This window comes from Neorhizobium sp. BT27B (assembly GCF_050455485.1).
In the GTDB taxonomy this organism is placed as follows: Bacteria; Pseudomonadota; Alphaproteobacteria; order Rhizobiales; family Rhizobiaceae; genus Neorhizobium.
This window is the reverse complement of sequence record NZ_JBCIYT010000026.1, coordinates 1-19,730: the sequence shown is the minus strand read 5'-3', so window position 1 is coordinate 19,730 and position 19,730 is coordinate 1. Positions and strand designations below refer to the sequence as shown.

The window sequence follows — 19,730 nt, the reverse complement described above, 5'->3', positions numbered from 1 at the left end:
GATGGTGGCGGCATAATCGAGGCGGAAATCCACTTAACGAAACGCCCGAAGCCGTTCAGACAAACCGAGCCACCTCTGTTGGCGCGAGGCATCCGATGCCGTCTGGTTGGCGGCGGTAAGTTGGATCCCTGCATTGCGGAGGCTAATCGCCCCGACAATGACGATGGCAATTGCAATCAAGCCGATGAGATAATATTTTCCGTCGCTGTTCACTACGGCGCTCCTATTGAAATCTCGGTAGAGGAGGCGCATCATGCGCCGGTTGAGTCAACGCGTCTGTTTCTCGGATTCGGGCGTGCGCTGCAGCCCGAGATGGATGACCCGCACCCCTTTAACCCTCAGGCTAAGGCAATGAAGTCATTATTCTTCCTCTGCGGGAGTTTGCCTCAGAGAAAAGAATATAAGACCGACGCCTGCCGCCGTTAACACTGCGGCAATCGAAACAGCCAACAAATTGACCAGCATCGTGATGTATCCTGTGCGACGTGAGGTAGGGGAACTCGGCTCACAAACTCACGTTCCACATGGCTCCTCAGCATGCTTAGTCAGTCCTTAAACAGGCTGGGGAAAATGGTTCATAATGCTGGAAGGTGATCGGTCAATAGTGGAGACTATGGCGTCCACCCTTTGGACAGGGCGCAACCCGCACGTCCCGCGGCGTTGATGAAGTATCTGCTGGCGGCTTGTACTTTATTGCGAAGGAAACCTGCACTTCGCCGCCCGATTTCTCGGAATCCTATATGCCTGCCCCAAAAATGGTTCGCTTCGCGACGTGCCGCAAGTCTGGTTGAGATAGATGGTTACGTCCATGATCAGATTTTCTGCGCAATGTTATTTGCACGACCGCCCGCCCTCGTACCCTGACAAGGGTCATCTTGCAAAACGTCCAGGGTGCCGCCGAGCATTTACCGATGAGTTCGCTGCCACTATGCTACGCATCGGGATTAGGAAGGTGGCGGCCTTCGGTAAGGTGACGACGCGAACGCTTTTTCGTAAGTCCTATTCAACCATGGCGCAGGATTATTTTTAGGCAATGGATCACTCTCGCCCTCAATCCGAACCCGCAAAGCGGACCGCGTATTTGATCCGAGCGAAGCAAGCCCTTCTATCGAAACACGCAAATCGAAAGTCAATTCCGCGGGAGGACCGCCCGCTACTCGAAGAGCTTGATCGGCTTATTGCTGGACAGGGCAGCGCACGCACGTCGCTTGATTTCGATGGGGGAGCTGAAAGACTGACGGTGTTCCAGAGGCTGCAGCTTGGTCTGGCAGCGATAATGCGTTCTCCCTTCTGTCTTGTTGTCGTCGGCTGGAGCCCAGCGGTTGGCTGAAAGACCTTAGGTTCCGCCGTCCGGAGAGCCATCGTTCGCTTGCTGTGCACGAGACCTCTCCGCGACAGCTCACTAAATATCATTGGCTGGGCCGAGTGCCAACACTGTGCGCGCTGTGATGGAAGGAGCGCCGTCATAATTCCGTCATCGGGCCAGTTGTAGAGCCAGTACATCCGAATTGTAAGTGACGGGTTGAGACGCAATGGCAATGCAAGGTCCGGCAGCATCGCGACCCGATGGGCACGCATCGGAGGTCTTCTGGGCTTTTCTAAAACTCGGCCTGACATCGTTCGGGGGGCCTGTCGCCCATCTTGGCTATTTCCGAGACGAACTCGTCGTTCGCCGAAAGTGGCTTAATGAAAAGGCTTACGGCGATATTGTCGCGCTGTGTCAGTTCCTTCCGGGGCCGGCCTCGAGCCAAGTCGGGTTCGCGCTCGGTCTTATGCGAGGTGGCCCTCTCGGCGCGCTCGCCGCGTGGACTGCCTTCACTCTCCCGTCAGCAATCATCCTTGTTTTGTTCGCGATGGCCGCGACCGCGCTCGACAATCCGTTCGGCCAAGCCTTGCTACACGGACTCAAACTGGTCGCAGTGGCAGTCGTCGGCCAAGCCGTCTGGGGGATGGCAAAGTCTCTGACACCTGATCACACACGAGCAGGCATAGCCCTAACTGCAGTCATTGCCGTAACCTTTGCCGGCGTCTTCGGACAGCTCATAGCTATCATTGTCGGCTTGATGGCGGGCCTTGTCCTCTGTCGTGAGCCAGACAGCAAGACCATGGGGGAACTGTCCTTCCGTGTCTCAAAGACAACGGGTGTTGTTTGCCTGGTGGCCTTCACTGCGCTTCTCTTTTTGTTGCCCGTGATCGCGACCAGCAGCGGCTTGCAATCGCTGAACCTGTTCGACGCATTTTACCGGTCTGGCTCGCTGGTGTTCGGCGGTGGACACGTTGTTCTGCCGCTGTTGCAAACGGAAGTTGTTCATCCGGGCTGGGTACCCGAAAACTCCTTCCTTGCCGGCTATGGAGTAGCTCAAGCGGTTCCTGGCCCACTGTTCACGTTCGCCGCCTATCTAGGCGCCGTCATGGGGCCAGCCCCTAGCGGGCTCATCGGGGCCTCAATCTGCTTGGTGGCGATCTTTCTACCCGGGTTCCTGCTCCTTATTGGCGTTCTTCCTTTCTGGGGTGCGTTGAACCGTCTACCGATGGCGCAAGCTGCCATGCGCGGTGCGAATGCTGCAGTCGTCGGTGTGTTGGGCGCTGCCCTGTACAATCCCGTATGGACGAGTTCGGTTTTAACCCCGGCTGATTTCGCTTTAGCTCTCGCTGGCTTCCTGCTCCTGGTGGTCTGGAAAGCTTCCCCATGGATCGTTGTGGTGCTGATGGCCGGTGGCGCGGTCTTACTTCAGTTCACTTGATGCCAAAGTGTTCTTCGACTTTAGTGCAACCGGTCTCCGGCCATCCGGCCTGCGACTCCCGTTGCGAAAGCTCTGTTTGGGCGCTGCTCCCATTGGGATAAGTGACCGGTATACGGCGTTGCCATCGTCATTGGCACTTCCTATCGTTTCGCGATAACAGGCCGCACTTCATTCCCTACAGGCTCTAAGGGCGCATCTCCGGTCTGTCGTACTAGTGCGCCGCTCTTTGAGGTAAACATGACAATCGTTGCTTCTTTTCTCTATCGCGATGGAAACCGGGCGGAGCAGATCGCTTTGTCGGAAACGCCTCTTCGTAATCCGGACGATGAATTCATCTGGATTGGGGTTTCGGAACCGACCGCGGAGGAGATGGCTCGGTTGCAGGCAATGTTTGGACTTCATCCGCTAGCCGTGGAGGATGCCTTAAACGGCAAGCAAGTGCCAAAAATCGACATCTACGGCGATCAGCTGTTTGTCGTCGTCAAAACTGCACATCTTGAAGGCGATAAGATTGCTTATGGTGAGACCTGCATATTCGTCGGCAAGCAACACCTCATTACGGTGCGACACGGTTCCGCCAGGTCGCATCAGCAATTACGGCAACAACTTGAGCAGTCCCCACAGCTTCTCGCGCACGGTCCCGACTACGTGTTGCATGCCATCATTGACTTTGTGGTCGACGGCTACCTACCGATTGTGGAAACGATTGAAGACCGCGTTCTTGGCCTTGAAAAGCATGTTTTGATCTCCTTCCTGGAGCCGGAACAGATCAGGCGCATCTTTCATATGCGCCGTCAGGTCATCAAATTTCAGCGCGTCCTGGGACCAATGGCGGAGGTTGTCGGGAAGCTGACGCACCTCGATCTTCCTTGCCTCGATCAAAACTCGAAACCATTTTTCAAGGACGTTTACGACCATGTAAGGCGAGTTGAAGGATCCGTGTCGGGCCTGAGATAAATCATCACATCCGTCTTCGAGGCATCTAATCTCCTCGAACAACAACGCCAAGGCGCGATCACGCGACAGCTGGCAGCTTGGGCAGCAATCCTGGCTGTTCCGACCGCTATTGCAGGCATCTACGGCATGAACTTCAAAAATATGCCGGAGTTGGAAACCAGATACGGCTACTACGTTTGATCGCCGTCATCCTGGCCCTTTGTTCGCTCCTGTTTTTCCGGTTCAAGAAAGCGCGCTGGCTATAGCAAAAACGAAACCGCACGCTATGTCCTCAGCAGTTTCATTTTGGTCAGCTTCGCGCAAGCTACCCGTGAGAGCAGTCCTCCATCTCATGAAGAGACGTAAGGGTAGCAATGACATGGATATCGAGATTGTTCTCGACTGGCAGCAGCGCGGCATGAATGCCCGTATCCTAGGGCTAACCCGGCATGACTGCCCGCAACGCCGCGCACTCGATCAAAAACGTGATCCGCACGCCCTTTTCAAAGCTGATGCATGGAGTTTCGGCTGGGCAATCGAGGACGCCAGCCGAAGGGCTGCCTAGCCACATCGGCCGAGAAGACACTCACGCGCATCAGATCTGAGCTGGAACATTTTCAAAATTCCGACGTTCTCGGCGCGCGCAGTTTCGCGCACGGAGGAGATCAAAATGCTTTCGAGGCGTCTTATGATATTGAGCATTGGTCTTGCGGTCGCAGGATCCGTTTCCGCTCAGGAGTCCACGGTCAATGGTGCTGCCGGTGGCGCTGTGACCGGCGCAATTGTCGGCGGCCCAGTCGGCGCTGCCGTTGGTGGGGTCGCGGGAGCAATCGTCGGTACTGCTATAGACCCACCGCCGCAGAAGGTTGTGACATACGTTCGAGAAGCCCCAATGCCTACCGAGCGTGTTGTTGTTCAAGAACGCGTGGTGGTCGGCGAAGCCCTTCCTTCTACTGTGGTCGTTCAGCAGATTCCCGAAAACCCGAACTACGCTTACGCAGTCGTCAACGAACGACGCGTCATCGTCGAACCGTCCAGCCGTCGGGTTGTTCAGGTAATAGAATAATATTTTTGAGGAATCTGCGGCGATGCTCTTTCACAAAAAGGAGCGTCGCCGTGATCAAGCTAAGCGACTTGACGAGCCGAAATGATCGTGAAGGTCTTCGCCGGTTCTGCTGATTTTAGGGCGCTGATTGATCCTTGATCGAGCAAGTGTTGGCAGTGCGGCCGCCAAAGCTCGTGGCTTTCGTTTAGACCGCCGAATGCGCTCGGTCTTAACCAGGTCGCCCATGCTCACCGACTAATCGAGGTGGAGCAAACGTTTATTGCCTATACTGCCGGTCTCCTCGGCGTTCGCCGGGTCACGCGCTACCGCGCTTTGAGCCAGCCTTCTTGAGTACCCATTTGGTTTCAGCTGATTACCTGAGCCTGAATGTTTGAACGGCGATCATATTTGCTAGCGCAACAGAGCGATTCAAACTGGCCTGTCGCTCGCTTTTTTTCACCTTGGACTGAAACTCAAACGATTACCGAGTCGTCACGCATAGCAATCGTGGGGCGTGACGCTGCGCATGCCAGGAAATGAACAAGAGCTGTGCGCATGGTCGCGGCGCCTTAAGTTCAGTCATTCAGACTAGAACGCGAGTTGAGGGGTTGTGCATCCCGGCATGAGCTTGTCGATGGGCTCGCAGGGTCAGGTTACCAATGGGATCGGGAGGTGGGGGTGAATTCTGAACGTTGGATCTTTTCCGTTGAAGTGAACGAAAAGGCTTCGGCTGAGATCGGTTTTTTCACATGGGATATCACAGACAATACGCTGTACGCGGACGCAGCGCTCGCCGAGTTATTTGGGCTCGAGGCCGACGACACGAGTAATGGGCTGCCGATTGAAGCCTACCTCAAACGGGTGCATCCTGAAGATCGGCCGAGGCTGGCTAAAACCATCCGAGACAGCATCGTGGCTGATCGGCCGCAGCAAGAAACGTACAGAGTATGTAACAAGCTCGGACGTTACACATTGGTCACGGGATACGGCCGAGGCTTTAGGAAACGTAATGGGGATACGGTGAAATATGTCGGAGTCGTCGTGCCCGCACAAACGATAGGCCCTGTGCCAAACTTTCACTGACCAGGCGCTAGCAGTATGCTTCCTGTTGCCCTAGAACCGGCGGTACAAACCTTCGAGGGCCTCTAACATTCGGCAGACTCCGACGCGACAGCGCTGACTTGAGCGCGGGGTCATTCTTTGTGTTCGCATGCCGATTGATGATGCCGAAACAGTCTGCGCTGCGGGAACAAGGGAGTATGAGGCAGACCAAGCAGAGGGAAAACAAGCTCTTTAGCTGTGGACATCATCGCCTCCGGGGATCGTTTATCGCAATCGCTGCTGACAGTTCGCCCAAAGTGGAGAAATGCTAGTGTCTTGCAACTAAGCGAGGACTGCTATGACGACAACAAACGAAATCGCCGAGAGGATCGCATCCGACAACAGCCTGACCAAAGCTCAGGGCAAAGCGATTGTCGAGGCGGTGTTCGCCGCAATCACGTCAGCTGCGGTGTCGGGCCGTGAGACGTCCATCCCTGGATTTGGCAAATTCAAGGTTAAAGACACTCCGGAGCGTGACGCTCGCAATCCAGCGACCGGAGCAACAATCAAAGTTGCTGCTGCAAAGAAATTGGCCTTCTCGCCAGCGAAAGCGCTCAAGGATACGCTCAACAAATAACATGAGCGGCGGCCATCGACTAGTGCTGAAGCTGCCGTTCCTTTTCTGCTTCGGTTCGATACCAAGCGGAAAAGGGCGGCAGGCGTTTTATATCAGCTCAAGAGCTCGGCTCGGGGTTCACTTTGATCCGAACCTGTCGCTGCCAATGCTTCCCTAAGCTCCTCGATCTTGAACGGCTTTGTCAATCTTGGCAGACCCGGTACGATACCCTCAACGTCCGCATATCCCGAAATAATCAGACACGGTAGTTCCGGCCGGATGAGCTTGACACGGCGCGCCAGTTCTACCCCATCCATGCCTGGCATCAGATGGTCTGTGACGAGCATTTTCAGGTCCGCCATACGGTCGAGCGCAGCTAGCGCGGCCTCTCCGCTTGAGGCTTCCACAACATCAAAACCTAGCTCGTCTAGCATATGGGCTGCGCTGGAGCGAACGACATCTTCGTCGTCGACGAGTAATACTGTTCCGCGATGGGTGAGGGATGCCGTGGCCCCATCCACAAGCTTCGGAAGAGGAACAGGTGCGTCGTTGGCCTCGGGCAACCAGAGCTCGACGTTCGTGCCTTCCCCCAGCCGGCTGAAGATGCGGATACCGCCACCCAGTTGCTGAGCGAGACCGTGTACCATCGAAAGGCCGAGGCCGGTCCCTTGCCCCATGCCCTTCGTCGAGAAGAAGGGCTCGATTGCGCGGGCCATGGTTTCTGCGCTCATGCCCTCACCGGTGTCGGCGACTGAGATTGTCACGTAGCGGCCGGGCTTTAGATCGCTCTGCGCCCCAGTAGAAACTTCGCGGGAACTAGCGCTAATGCGCAATGTGCCGCCTGTGGGCATCGCGTCCCGAGCGTTGACGCTGAGGTTCAGGAGCGCCATCTCCACCTGATTATAATCAGCCCGTGCAGCCGGCAGAATTTCTGGGGCGTCGATAACCACCTGGACCTGCGGGCCCGTCGTGCTACTGACCAACTCACCCATGCCGGTTACCAACGTTTTCACGTCGATCGCGGTGGGCTGAAGCGGCTGTCGCCGAGCGAAAGCGAGAAGGCGCTGGACGAGAATTCTGGCGCGCTCAGCCGACTGTAGCGCGCCACCGATCAGTTTGCGCTCCCGATCGTTGCCAATCTGTCTGCGCACGAGCATGTCGAGCGAGCCTAGGATGGGGGTCAGCAAGTTGTTGAAGTCATGCGCGACACCACCGGTCAGTTGACCGAGTGCTTCCACCTTCTGCGATTGCCGCAGCTGTTCCTCTGCATCCGAAAGACGTCGTTGCTCTGCCAGGCGTTCGGTGACGTCGTATGCGATCTGGTAAGCGCCGATCTGACGCCCCGCAGCATCTCGCAGGACATTGAAGTTCAGCTCGAACCAGCGCTTCGACAGTTTGCCGTCTCCGAACTCGTCAAGCAGTGTAAATTCCTCACCCGCAAGTGCGCGGGACCAGGTGCGACGCACATGCTCGCGATGCTCAGGCAGATGATCAAGCACGTCGAGCATGGACGCCCCGATCACCGGGCGCACGCCGTAGAGCTGTTCGAAAGCTTTGGTCCCCGCCTTGTTCGTTGCCAGCCATCGGTATTGATGGTCCGCCACAAAGATGATGGCCGTCGTGTTTTCAACGACATCAGCCAGGAGTTTGCTTTCCGCCACACCCTCAGCGACGCGCGCTTCCAAGGTCTCGTTTAGTTCGCGTAAGGCAAATTCTGTCTTTTTGCGTCCAGTAATGTCGATCGCGGTTCCGATCAACCGCAGGCAGCGGCCGCCCTCGAATACGCCACGTCCCTTCGCCGCGACCCAGCGGACAATACCGTCATCCTTGCCGATCGTCCGATACTCGACGTCGTAAACGGCGCGAACGTCCGGGTTCGCTGCAGCCGCGTAGGCGATTGAAGTCTGTTCAAGGTCGTCTGGATGAAGTCCGCTATAGTAGTCCTGCATGGAGACAGGCACGTCTGGCAAAATCCCGAACATTGCCCTGACGCGCGGCGGCCAGAACAGAGTGCCCGCAACCGCGTCCACGTCCCAAAGGCCAATTTCGGCCGCATCGATGGCGAGCCGCAGTTGCTCTTCGCTTGCGCGAAGGTTTGCTTCCGCCCCGACGCGCTCAACATGCGCCCACGATCTTTCCGTGACTTCGCGAATAAGATTCAGTTCATAGCTGGACCATTTATGCGGCTTCCTGTCATGAATGGCCATCAAAGCGGCTAACCGGCCGTCTTTTACCAGCGGCATGCAGATCGTCGCAGTGATGCCGATATTCTGAAAAGTCTTCGCCTCTTCGGGCGCAATCTCTTTGAGATTGTCGTTGATGATCAGGGGTCGGCCTGCCGACAATTCCTGAACCGCAAGCTTGCCAAAATCAGCAAGGCTATAATGTCCGACGATCGACGGCGATTCAGGCGCGTGCCAGTTGCCGCGGATCGTAAAACCGTCCTGATCGGGATCCATATCTGCGTAAGCGCAGTTGGAGAGGCCCAAATGGGCGGCGACCATGCGTGTCGTCACGGCAAGAAGTTCATCTGCATCATGTAGACCGGCGATAGTCTGACCAAGATCGTCGAGGAACCGGTACAGTTCTTCGCTTTGCGCCAGCCGGCGCTCAGCGAGTACGCGCTGGGTGATGTCGAAGACCATCGCAAGCGAGCCGATCGGCTGGCCCTTGCCATTGCGTATCGGCAGATACTCCAGGTCCATCCAGACCTGTTCCGCCCTGCCATGCCTCCAGAGCTCCAGCTCCTGAGCATGGAAGCTCAGGGATTCACCACGCAATCCTGCGGCAATCACGCGTGCATTGAAGTCGGCGGCTTCAGGCCAGACTTCCAGCAGCTTGCCGCCAAGTGCGGTCGGGTGGCGCGGTCCGCAAATCGCCGCATAGCCATCGTTATAGATGAGGATGCCTTCAGGCCCCCAGAGAACCGCCATCGGCACGGGTGACGCCAGCATTGTCTGGACGTTTGCTCTCAACTCCGCGGGCCATGAACCAATTGGCCCAAGCGGTGTCGACCCCCAGTCCATCTGCCTGATGGCATCCCCGGCTCGGCCGCCGCCAACGAGCGCTGAGCCATCGAGGCACTGTTTCGCATCATCCATCGTTCGAAGCCTGCGTCCTATTGGTTGACCAGAGTGCTTACAACTGATCTCGAGTTCAAAAACGACGGAGCGGAGCGATCTTGCGGATGCGCCTGGGTACCGTCTGTCATGGAACATTTATGGCGGCAATAGCTTCAAGTGTAGAGCAAGAAAAAGAATGCCCTCGCGTGCGAGCCTGTTTGAGTGAAGGTCTGGGACGGCGATACCATCAGGATAGAGAACCATGGCGTTGAGCGCGTCCGATTTCCAACATCGATGCTCCCGAAATCGAGGGGCAATGCCGATACGAAAGCAACCTGGCTCAGGTTTCCAAAAACCGGCTCGCTGCGCTTCTCGATTGTCAGCGCGTCGAAATCCCCCGCGAAGGTGAAGACCGATATCGTCGAACACTGGCGACCCTTCGGGTAAAAGGTCGCGATGTTGGTGATCAGCTCGTAAGCGAAGGGTTGGCACGAATCCCGAACAGCAGCAAATGTGAGTCAGAGCCAAAATTGGACGCCTATCACCCCGCCAGAGGGGTCAATATTCCACGCCGAAACACACAGCCCTTTCACGCGGCCTCACGTCAGCTGCAACGTGGAAACCAGACCCGAGCAGCATTATGAGAGAGAAGCTGTTGGGACGGCGTGTTACTATTGCTATGCGCAGTCTTGGGTTGGTATGGAGGCCGCGCCAGCAGTCGACCTCCATAGGCGCCGTCGGTGTTCAGAATTCTTCCCAGTTATCTGTCGCTGCCGCGGTCGCCGAACTGCCTCGGCCGGTGAAAGCTCTGGCAATCTTGCCGGCCATGCCGCGAGCCGGGGACGCTGCCGGTACTGAGCGGGATGAGGCGGCCATGACCGCCGCCGTCTGACGCAGGGCAGACGATGGCTTAGCCATGCCTTGGCCCTGACCGAGCTGGAACTGACTAATCAGCTCGCGTAGGCGGCCTGCTTCGTTAGCAAGTGTAGCTCCGGCGGCATTGGCTTCTTCCACCATTGCAGCATTCTGCTGGGTCACCTGGTCCATCTGGTTGACGGCGGTATTGACCTCGGAAAGGCCGACCGACTGTTCACGCGAGGAGGTGGCGATCGAATCCATATGCTGGTTGATCGTGACGATATGAGCCTCGATGGCGTGCAGCGCTTCGCCTGTCTCGCGCACCAGCTTGACACCAGTGCCAACCTCGATCGAGGACTTGCCGATCAGATCCTTGATCTCTTTCGCAGCCTTGGCCGAACGCTGGGCGAGTTCACGCACTTCCTGCGCAACGACGGCGAACCCTTTGCCAGCTTCACCGGCGCGAGCCGCTTCAACACCGGCATTGAGCGCCAAAAGGTTGGTCTGGAAGGCGATGTCGTCAATTACACCGATGATGTTGGAAATCTGCCCGGACGATTCTTCGATACGGCCCATCGCTTGTACGGCATCGGCAACGACTGCGCCGGACTGGCGGGCGCTTTCGTTGGCCTGGATGGCAACGGTGCGGGCCTCTTCGGCGCGTTTGGAGGAGTTGGTCACGTTGACGGTGATCTGGTCGAGGGCGGCTGCCGTCTCTTCCAGCGAAGCAGCTTGCTGCTCAGTACGCTTCGCCAGGTCATCGGCGCTATTGCTTACCTCACGAGATCCGCTGTCGATCGAGCTGGTTGCCTGCGCGACCGAGCCCAACGTATCGCGCAGCTGCTCCACGGTGGAGTTGAAATCGGCGCGCAGGCTTTCGAAGTCCGGTGCGAACGGGCGATCGAGCTGGAATGTCAGGTTGCCGGAAGACAGATGTTTCAGTCCGGTTGCGAGACCGTTGGTGGCTTCCGCCATCTGTTCGGCGCGAATGCGCGCTTCCTCGGCATTTTGGCGGCGCTGTTCTTCGGTCATGCTGCGCTGCTCGTCGGCTTGGCGCTCAAGTTCCTTGGTCTTCAGCGCATTGTCCTTGAATACCTGCACCGCACGCGCCATGGCGCCAGTTTCGTCGGGACGGTTCTCACCTTCGACGTTGGCGGTGAGGTCACCGGATGCCAGGCGTCCCATCGTCGACGTCAGGCGGCCGATGGTATTACCGAGCGACTTGGCGAACAGGAAGAACGCTGTCAGGGCAAGCAGCGAAATGACGAGAGTGACGCCAAGCATGGTCCAAAGCGAGGCTCGGGCACCAGCAAGGATTTCAGTCGCGTCAGTCCCCACTTCGATGACGCCGATCTTCTCACCAGCGAACGAGCTGAACGGAACAGCTTTGATAAACATGTCGCGGCCTTCGAGCACGTCCTGTTCAAAGACCCGCTTGCCATCGAGTGCGTCTTGCAAAGACGCGATCTCCAGAAATGCTTGGTTCCCGTCAGTTGAGGACTGATTTACGATCTTGCCATTCTGAACCACATTAACCGAAATTTCGGCGCCGAGCCGTTCCGCCAGAGGTGTGAAATAGGGATTCGAGAGCTCTGTTCCGATATCGATCACGCCAACCACTTGGCCGTCAACAATGACTGGGGCGACAGCATAGATGCCGATCCCCGTTCTGCCGGGTTCGATACCAGCTGCAAGCTTGCCGGACGTGATGGCCGATGCGACCGTCTTGCGGCGACCCATATAGTTGTCACCGAATTTGTCAGGGGCGTGCATGCGAGCGACAACGTTGCCTTTACCATCGGCGATCGTGACGAGTTGCAACCCACCGGCTTGGGCCATGGCAGTAAGATTTTTCGACAGTTTGTTGATCAACCCTTGGCGATCATTGCTTGCAATCAGCGCTGGGGTGTCGGGCTCGCCGGCAATAACGAGGGCCAATGCTGAGGCAGATCTCTGGATAGCGTCCATGTCCGTCTGGATGACTTGCAGGTCGCTCGCTGCCTTGCTGTAGAGCGCCTTATCGTTCATCGTTCGCTGCTCATACCAAGCGAGACCGCCAATGGCAGCGCTGGTGAATAGGACCGCGGCACAGCCATAGAGGGTGATCTTGCGCGAAAGAGGTTTGGTGACGGTCAAGGTCGCAGTCATAATTCATACGCTCGCATTGCTTTGGCAATTAGCACTAAATGAGAATGCTGAATTTTAGCTAAATACGATCGGTGCAGTGAGCGCTGTTACCGAACCTTCGATCCTAGGATCAACATCCGCGCGCTTTTCCGATGAACGATGATGACAAGGGGTTGCTGCTAGACTCCGCAGTCGCTGAGACTACCGTAACCGTTATCCTTACAGGCTCAGGGGTTGGTTTAGCGTTCAGGCAATTGCAAAATGATATGTGTCATCAGCAAGGAGCCGTCTTGCAGCATCGGGACCAAGGGGACGGGAGAGCAGGAAGCCTTGCAGGTGATCGCAGCCAAGTTTCATAAGTAGGTCTCGCTGCTCGTGCGTCTCGACGCCCTCGGCTGTGATCATAAGTCCTTTCGCCTGTGCCATATTGATCATAGCAATCACCAGCGCACGGCTGTCATCCTTATGCATCTCGTTGATGAAAGAACGGTCGATCTTAATCCTATCTGCCTCGATTTTCTGGATCCGTGAGAATGACGAATAACCCGTTCCAAAATCGTCGATTGCGAACCGGATCCCGGCATTCCGCAACGTTGATACTGCCTGTGCTACTCGGCCGTTCTCATCCGCGGCAGCACTCTCTGTCAGTTCGATTTCCAGTCTGGATGGTTTGATCCCCGCCTTGGCTAGCGCTGACAGAACTCGAAGGGGGTAGCCCGGCGCGGCAAGTTCGCTCGGCGATGCGTTGATCGCGACTTCGATGTCTGGAAAGTCAGCCATCAAGGTGCATGCATCCTCAAGGACTATCGCTCCGATCTGATTGATTGCACCGCAGTCTTCAGCGACAGGTATAAAGATGTCTGGGCTTATGAAGCCAAGTTCTGGATGCTGCCAACGAACCAATGCTTCAAGGGAAACAACGGTATTCGTTTCTGCTGAAAAGACCGGCTGGTAGTGAACTTCAATACCGATCTTGTTCTCGACTGCCTCGCGAAGATCGTGCTCCAGGGCGCGCCGCTTCTTCAACAGTTCGTCCATATGGGCGCCGAAAACCGCGTACGTGTTTCTGCCGGCCGCCTTAGCATGATACAATGCTATATCCGCATGTCTTGTCAGCTCGTCACCATTGGCGGGGCCGACAGAGGTCGCTAACCCAACACTGGCTCCAACGCTCACGAACACCCCGTCGATCAGGAAGGGAGTTCGCAGAGCTGCTACCACAGCTTCAGCAGTTTCCTCGGCCTTACCGGATTCCTGATGCGCCAGATGGATCGTGAACTCATCACCGCCGATTCGGGCGATCAGTGCGGTCGGGAGAAGTTCACGAAGTCGTTGAGCGGAATCAGCAATCAGCCTGTCGCCCGCCGGATGACCTAGCGTGTCATTGACTTCCTTGAATTTGTCCAGATCGATGAACAGAACGCTGTGGGTCTCGTGTTGACGAGCATTTTTGAGATCTGTGTCGAGATGCTGGGTGAAGTACGCGCGGTTGGCAAGACCTGTAAGTGCGTCGTGAGTCGCCTGATGTCGAAGTTCGGCTTGGCTTTCCTCAAGGCGTGCAGATCGTCTCCAAAACATACCTCCCGCAAGTCTGGCTGCTGTGAATATTGCCACGAAGACAAAACCCAACATTGGCGTAGTCGCTTGCAACACGCTCTGGCCAGGCCGGAAAGGGATCCAATGAAAATAGCCCACAGTCCCGCCCGAACGTGCCGTTAGCGCAACATAGGAAAGTTGGTCGTCTTTAGGTTTCGAGACGCTAAACGAAAGGTTCTCAACGCCATAGTCTCTGGAAATCAAAGTCGGCAAATCACCGTCTAGGAAACGCACTGCGACGTGCAGATTTTCCGAGCCGGGGGCTTGCTCGATATCACCGGTGTCGGACACGATTGGCTTTACACTGACGACAGCCGGACGGAAACCGACAAACGCAAGGTCCGCTTCCGCAATCGACAGCGTTCTGTTGTTGATGCCAGCGCGATCCCCGGAGCTTAAGCGGCTTCGCAACTTCTCAGCTAATGGTCTGTAGGCCTTCTCCAACTGATTTGTTCTGGGCGCATTCGGTCGGTCAGCAATGAATTGGTAGATCGGCTTTAAATCTTGGCCAATGACCACTGCCGCATCGTGATCGAAGTAGCTGTGCATCCAGGCGCCGAGATTGGTATCCAGCCAATCCATATTCCTTGCCGAAGCGTTGCGCACCGCATCGTCCCAGACTGTTGCGCTTTCCTGGTCATGTGCAACGGAGGCCTCCAGCTTTGCGACCGTCAGCGTCACGAGGGCGCGCTGTCTTTGGGCGGCAACGTCATCAGTCGCGTTACCTGCCAACGTTAATGCCGCAAGCAAGGAAAGAGAAATGACAGCGGCGGCGGCTATAGGGACGGCAAACGTCAAGACCCATTTTGACTGAATACTGGTATGCACTGCCGAACCGCCCCCTTGTTTCGGAGACGATAAAACAGCACTCTTTAATACGTGAAGAACATCTATGGTAAATGGGTGCACATGCGGCAATCGTACGGTGGCGGACAGACGACTTTAATGCGTCAATATGTCATGTTCCTAAAAAAGCTTTCGTTGATTCGGAGTGCAGCATGCCATTTTCGAGGATCATGACGCCTGTGCAGCCGGCTGAGCTGGACATTTTGCAGCGAGTGTTTGACAAGATCTGCGCCGAGCATCACCTGCCTAAACTGGGCCCAGACGCCGAAGCTCTCGCGCTCATACTCGTCAGACAACTGCAAAATGGCATTAAGGATGAGCGCGAACTCGCAGCCTTGGGGAGTGGGTTAATGCATCACGCCTGAACTCGTTCGGCGCCTGCTCCGAATTCAATACGCGCCTTGCTGCAAATCACTTTCTTGTCTACCTGAATCTGAGATGCTTCCATTCGGTAGCATTGAACTCGAAATTTTCAGGAAACCCTGTGATACTGTCGGCTGCACCTTGCAAAGCGTGTAAGGATACTCATTTCGTGTGCGAGGCCCACCCGCATCGGGCGCGGACTGGAAGGAGGCCGTGTATCTGTAGCAGCGTAAGTATCCCTTGTCCCGCTTGCACCAGTGATGCCGAGTGGGATAGGCCCCCACAATCATTTACTCAGTTCGCTGCCTTCGCTGTTACACGGTGACATTTGACTGATGTCGACCGTGCCAGTTCGCAGAGCAACACTGTCAGTTTGGCAGTCAAGGCGGGAGTCACTCGATAACCCGAACTACGCATGATGTTGCCATCGCGTTTAAATAGCCTGCCATGTCGAGCCGCTCTGGCGGATCGTGGCGGCACCCCTTGCCATGTCGCTACCTCCTATCGGCGACGTGGCGATCCTGCGCAGCGCTTCCGTGGTTGGTTGAGCTCGGCGCTTTTGTTTTTAAACCGCGATGCGGCGCGCGGTTTTGTCGATCGGCTTACGGTCTGCACCGTACTGATCGATAACTTGGCCGCTTCCTCCACGGTGATCCTGAACTTCTTAAATAGAACCTTCTGTTCATAGGCTAACGTTGGCGCCGAGGGACTTCTCGTTCTGTCCTCCTTTACATGCGGCAGTGAAGGTATCGCCCCATACGGTGGTCGCCGCTCATGCCTAAATATCCGTATCCGAAGCAATTAGTCCAAATATTGCGGCGTAGAGCAGCAATTTGGCTTACTTGGCTCATAACCAAGAGTCACCGATTCAAGTCCGGCGCACGCAACCAAGTCCCTCTCGCGCCACCTCTAAGACACAGCCGGGTTGAAGCGCTTACGGAAAACCCAGCTTGCCGTGCAGCCCTTGGCGGCCTGCTCGTAATCCTGATCGCTTACCCTGTAATATTGTTTGCAAGCTATTGAACGTCGGACACCGAGCACCTCAATTATTTGCGGTCAATCATTCTCGCTGAGGCTCGGGGCGCCTTGGCGGAGACTGTGGTCACGGGTTAGTTAGCCATCTCCCGATATCTTCCATAATGACGCGCCGCCCATTTTCAGAGCGCAGCATTGTCATCGCGCTGCTCTCAACGAACCCCTTACTAGCATCAGAGGGCCAAAACCCAAGCGCGTGTTCGATGGCGATAGCGGCGCGCGTGGTGAGTCCATTAGGCACTGCTCTCCCCGCTCTGGTTTCCACCATCCAAGCGTTGCCCCGCGCGATATTGCCGGCGTGCTGGACAGATATGCCGAAGCGAGCCGCAGTGACGGCGATCGGCTCCCCTGCCAGCTTCAGCACGGCTATGAGGTAGTTTCGTTCTGATCTTTCGAATTTTTCCATGCCACGATCTAACCGGGGGGAAAGCTTCCATCAAGTCGTAGCGATCCATGCATCGATGTCGCAATCGATCATACAGGAGCCAATGCGCCCTGCCCAGCGTCGTTTCAAATCAGTCTAGGTATTGGGGCAAATGATGGGCGGCTGGACTTTGAGGGGGTCGCCATCCAGCGAAGGGTTCTGATATGGGACCGGGACCCAGCCAGCGGGTTTCCAGCGACACGCTGCGCCCAACGTCTCTATTTCATGATTCGGCTTGGCGGCATGCCCGCTTGAAGCAATTGTGCGCTTCCGTACAGATCGTACCGGTGTCTCAAGAATCGCTAGTGATCCTGCTGATATAGAAGCCAGGCTCCGATCTCGGCCATTATGGCCCGCTTGCCTTCAACTGAATTGAAAATACGGCTCGCATTCCGCTCCACAAAAAGCTTGTCGTCGTCTGTTGGCCAGATGCCAAATTCATCCTCTATTGCGATTGCTGCTTGGGTTGTGAGGCCAATCGGGAGAGGGCGGTTATCTCGGCGCTCGACCATCCAAGCGATCTGCCGGCTCATCTTACTGGCGGATGAGACCGAAACGCCCAAACGGCGCGCTATATCGATGACAGCCTCGCCCTCCGATCGAGCTTCTGCGATCTCATAATACATCTCGCTTTTGAGATACAGGGTATGAAGCTTGTCCCGAACTTCTTTGGGGGCCGACGTCATTAGTTGACACTCCCAGCGTCAACGCAGCGCTCAGGCGCAGGACGATCGTCATTAGCAATGTCTTCCGGTGCAAACAAAGGTGTCTCGGCCAGCGCCCGAAGCTCGTCAGCCAACTTCATCAGTTCGCGAGCGATGGGCCCGAGTTCGGCAGGTTTATTATCTTGATCTGTCATAGCTGAAAACGTGCTGTATTCGTGGGCACGGGTCAATCGTCATGAATTGCTGGCCGGCGCACGATCATTAGAAATGTTTGGAATCGAGGGGCGGAGTATTAGCGGTTCACTGACTATGGGAGTTATAGACATTATTGCCAACTCCATGACCCGTCGCCAACCTTGGCTGCGGGTCTTTTTTTGGCGCTGCAGCCCAGTCCGTCCACCGCGCGAAACTCATCGCTCTGAAGCGAACAATAGCGTCTCGGCCGCCTCCGGCTTCTTGTACACCCTCATGAAGACGTCGAGGTTCACTTTCGATGGTCCCGATCGATTGTAGATCCGCTCAGCTTCGTCTCGCTCGAGCGAATGTTTAGATTGAAACTCATCCAACGCGTAACTGTCTGCTCAGCCATCCGCTTCCTCCATTTGCGCGCAGAGAATGCGTTAATCGAAACTTGGTTCCGAATGCTCGTTGGCAGAGATCTTGTCGCCGTCAACCGGTGCATCATTCCGGCTCTGGCACATCGCCCGACTGGAAGATGACCACCGGCAGCCGTATTCGATCGCCGGATTCTCTTCTCGGCTCCCCGCAACGACGCCGGGTTATTGATCCGCGATAAGGCGTCCCTCCCGCTTTGCGCGGTCCTCTAAGTCAACCTGCCGTGGATCGAAGGTCGGAACCAGGTCGCCTTCGTCGCTTTTGTTGAATGCGGCCAACACAATCAGCCTTCCTTTGGTGCTCATCTCAGTTTTTCTATCTTGTCCGCGAGCTCTGCCATATCATTCTGAATCGAACCGCCCTTGTAAGGGTGATGCTCGTAGCACCACCACTTCGGTTCCGCGGTACCGACACGGAAGCTCCAGCCACCTCATTTTGCAGCAGCCTTCTACACTGCAGAAGTGCATGTATGGCCCAGCACCATCCAGCTGGGCGGTTTTGCCTTCGTCAGTGATTTTGCTGCCTCGATCAGAATGTTGGCTGCCAAAGCCTGGAAAGCGCGCCTCGTTCCTCGCTTGTCATCTCACAGGACCCCTCGCGTGAAACACCGAGGCCGGCTTTCGCCTGCATTGGCTAATGTCTCTTGCGACAGCGGGAACAGGATCCTTTTCGCAATGTTTTGTTTCGGTAATTACAAGGAGGTTGCATGCCCCGGTACTTCTTCAATGTCCGCACTGGCGGTGTTTTCGATGAGGACAAAGACGGGTCCGAATCTCTCAGCTACGAACTTGCCTATGATGAGGCCGTACGCTCCGCTCGCGAAATAGTCGGTGAGTTGGTCATCCACGGTGAAATTGTTGACGGTCGTACCTTCGAAATCACCAACGAGGCCGGTGCAATAGTCGGGTCCCTTCCCATGAAGTCGGTTGTTCGTTTCGAGTAGATTTGCGGTGCCTCCGGTGGCGCTTCCACGAAAGATCCACGAAAGCTCTGATCGCCTACAATGCGGTCCTCGCCATCGGCGACCCCCTCAATGGTGGCGTAGGAGGGCCGGCTACCATTAGTAGCTGGCCTTCCGTCTGAATAGCACCGAGTTCGTAGACGCCCACTCGGGCTAAGTTTTCTTGCCGCTTCTCAAATTCGACGGGCGACAGCATTCCGTTTCTTACGTGCTTGCGTTTCGGGCTGTAGAACATCTCGATGTAGTCGAACCCATCTTGGCGCGCTTCATCGCGTGAACGGTAGGCCTTGCGACGTATCCTCTCCCGCTTCAGGAGATTGAAGACGCTCTCTCGGCCACCGCGAACAGTATGGCGCCCAGTAAAAACTAGGTGGGCGGAGTCATCCCTTCCGCACCTCTTCCAAGGAGGCACATATAAGCTTTTTATCAAGCTTTCAGGTCTGGGCCGGCGCGGCATTGCTGTGCGTGGTTGCGGTGGGTTGGATGATTTGTCCGGATGTGAACGCAGCGGACCTGGGGCACCTGTCGACTTGCTCGTCGAACTTTAAAGCGGCCAATTCCTTTTGGTAGAGCAATGGGCGTGAAGGCGGCGGGAATGCCGGAGACGATAGAAACTGGTTCGGGGGAGTTAGCGGCCTTGGATATTCGATAGTCGTAAGCGCCTCTAAAGTCTGCAATTCCGCATACGAGCGTACGCAATTAAATGGGTCGAGAGATCTGATCCCATATGTGGACGGCCCCCGACTCGCAAGATATTTCGAGACAATCTGACCAGATCGCTTGCGTCCATATGTCC

The 19,730-nt window shown here is 56.1% G+C and carries 14 protein-coding genes, 1 tRNA gene and 2 pseudogenes; 11 read left to right on the top strand and 6 right to left on the bottom strand.

What is annotated here, in order from left to right:
• The 7 genes and pseudogenes from AAIH70_RS30530 to AAIH70_RS30500 form a co-directional block, all read left to right on the top strand.
• Window positions 1-426, top strand: a 426-nt coding sequence (locus AAIH70_RS30530; RefSeq protein WP_430038028.1) for a hypothetical protein, incomplete at its 5' end; no start/stop codon positions are given.
• 1,106 nt (window positions 427-1,532) lie between these two features.
• Entirely contained in the window at window positions 1,533-2,744 is a 1,212-nt protein-coding gene (chrA, locus tag AAIH70_RS30525; RefSeq protein ID WP_430038025.1) for a chromate efflux transporter, read from the top strand.
• Window positions 2,745-2,981: 237 nt separating this feature from the next.
• Window positions 2,982-3,946 (top strand): annotated as a pseudogene (locus AAIH70_RS30520) (magnesium and cobalt transport protein CorA).
• A gap of 113 nt (window positions 3,947-4,059) precedes the next feature.
• Window positions 4,060-4,245, top strand: a complete 186-nt coding sequence (locus AAIH70_RS30515; RefSeq protein WP_430038022.1) for a hypothetical protein — start codon at window positions 4,060-4,062, stop codon at window positions 4,243-4,245.
• Window positions 4,246-4,350: 105 nt separating this feature from the next.
• A complete protein-coding gene (locus tag AAIH70_RS30510; protein ID WP_430038019.1) occupies window positions 4,351-4,746 on the top strand; it encodes a DUF1236 domain-containing protein in 396 nt (131 codons plus the stop codon).
• Window positions 4,747-5,403: 657 nt separating this feature from the next.
• Window positions 5,404-5,808, top strand: a complete 405-nt coding sequence (locus AAIH70_RS30505; protein ID WP_430038016.1) for a PAS domain-containing protein — start codon at window positions 5,404-5,406, stop codon at window positions 5,806-5,808.
• A gap of 316 nt (window positions 5,809-6,124) precedes the next feature.
• Window positions 6,125-6,403, top strand: a complete 279-nt coding sequence (locus tag AAIH70_RS30500) for an HU family DNA-binding protein (RefSeq protein ID WP_430038013.1) — start codon at window positions 6,125-6,127, stop codon at window positions 6,401-6,403.
• Window positions 6,404-6,495: 92 nt separating this feature from the next.
• Here AAIH70_RS30500 and AAIH70_RS30495 read toward each other — a convergent pair whose 3' ends face one another.
• Window positions 6,496-9,483: a PAS domain-containing protein gene (locus tag AAIH70_RS30495; protein ID WP_430038010.1), complete on the bottom strand. Its 2,988-nt coding sequence runs from the start codon at window positions 9,481-9,483 to the stop codon at window positions 6,496-6,498.
• Between the two features lie 242 nt (window positions 9,484-9,725).
• Here AAIH70_RS30495 and AAIH70_RS30490 point away from each other — a divergent pair, with 242 nt between their 5' ends.
• Window positions 9,726-10,088 carry a thermonuclease family protein gene (locus AAIH70_RS30490; protein WP_430038031.1) on the top strand — a complete coding sequence of 121 codons (363 nt, stop codon included), beginning with the start codon at window positions 9,726-9,728 and terminating at the stop codon, window positions 10,086-10,088.
• 100 nt (window positions 10,089-10,188) lie between these two features.
• On the opposite strand, the gene AAIH70_RS30485 is transcribed toward AAIH70_RS30490, so the two are convergent.
• A complete protein-coding gene (locus AAIH70_RS30485) occupies window positions 10,189-12,450 on the bottom strand; it encodes a methyl-accepting chemotaxis protein (protein ID WP_430038007.1) in 2,262 nt (753 codons plus the stop codon).
• Window positions 12,451-12,675: 225 nt separating this feature from the next.
• Window positions 12,676-14,853, bottom strand: coding sequence for a putative bifunctional diguanylate cyclase/phosphodiesterase (locus tag AAIH70_RS30480; RefSeq protein ID WP_430038004.1), 2,178 nt, complete (start codon window positions 14,851-14,853; stop codon window positions 12,676-12,678).
• Between the two features lie 170 nt (window positions 14,854-15,023).
• Here AAIH70_RS30480 and AAIH70_RS30475 point away from each other — a divergent pair, with 170 nt between their 5' ends.
• Together AAIH70_RS30475 and AAIH70_RS30470 are read left to right on the top strand one after the other, a co-directional pair.
• Window positions 15,024-15,236, top strand: a complete 213-nt coding sequence (locus AAIH70_RS30475; protein ID WP_430038001.1) for a hypothetical protein — start codon at window positions 15,024-15,026, stop codon at window positions 15,234-15,236.
• An 812-nt stretch (window positions 15,237-16,048) separates the two neighbouring features.
• A tRNA-Met gene (locus tag AAIH70_RS30470) sits at window positions 16,049-16,124 on the top strand.
• Between the two features lie 212 nt (window positions 16,125-16,336).
• Here AAIH70_RS30470 and AAIH70_RS30465 read toward each other — a convergent pair.
• Both AAIH70_RS30465 and AAIH70_RS30460 read right to left on the bottom strand, forming a co-directional pair.
• Complete coding sequence (locus AAIH70_RS30465) at window positions 16,337-16,675, bottom strand: hypothetical protein (RefSeq protein ID WP_430037999.1); 339 nt, start codon at window positions 16,673-16,675, stop codon at window positions 16,337-16,339.
• Between the two features lie 320 nt (window positions 16,676-16,995).
• Complete coding sequence (locus AAIH70_RS30460) at window positions 16,996-17,379, bottom strand: hypothetical protein (protein WP_430037996.1); 384 nt, start codon at window positions 17,377-17,379, stop codon at window positions 16,996-16,998.
• Window positions 17,380-18,679: 1,300 nt separating this feature from the next.
• On the opposite strand from AAIH70_RS30460, the gene AAIH70_RS30455 reads away from it, so the two are divergent.
• Window positions 18,680-18,916, top strand: coding sequence for a DUF6894 family protein (locus tag AAIH70_RS30455; protein WP_430037994.1), 237 nt, complete (start codon window positions 18,680-18,682; stop codon window positions 18,914-18,916).
• 178 nt (window positions 18,917-19,094) lie between these two features.
• Here the strand turns inward: AAIH70_RS30455 and AAIH70_RS30450 are convergent.
• Window positions 19,095-19,265, bottom strand: a pseudogene (locus AAIH70_RS30450) (IS3 family transposase); the annotation flags it as partial.
• Window positions 19,266-19,730 lie beyond the last annotated feature (465 nt).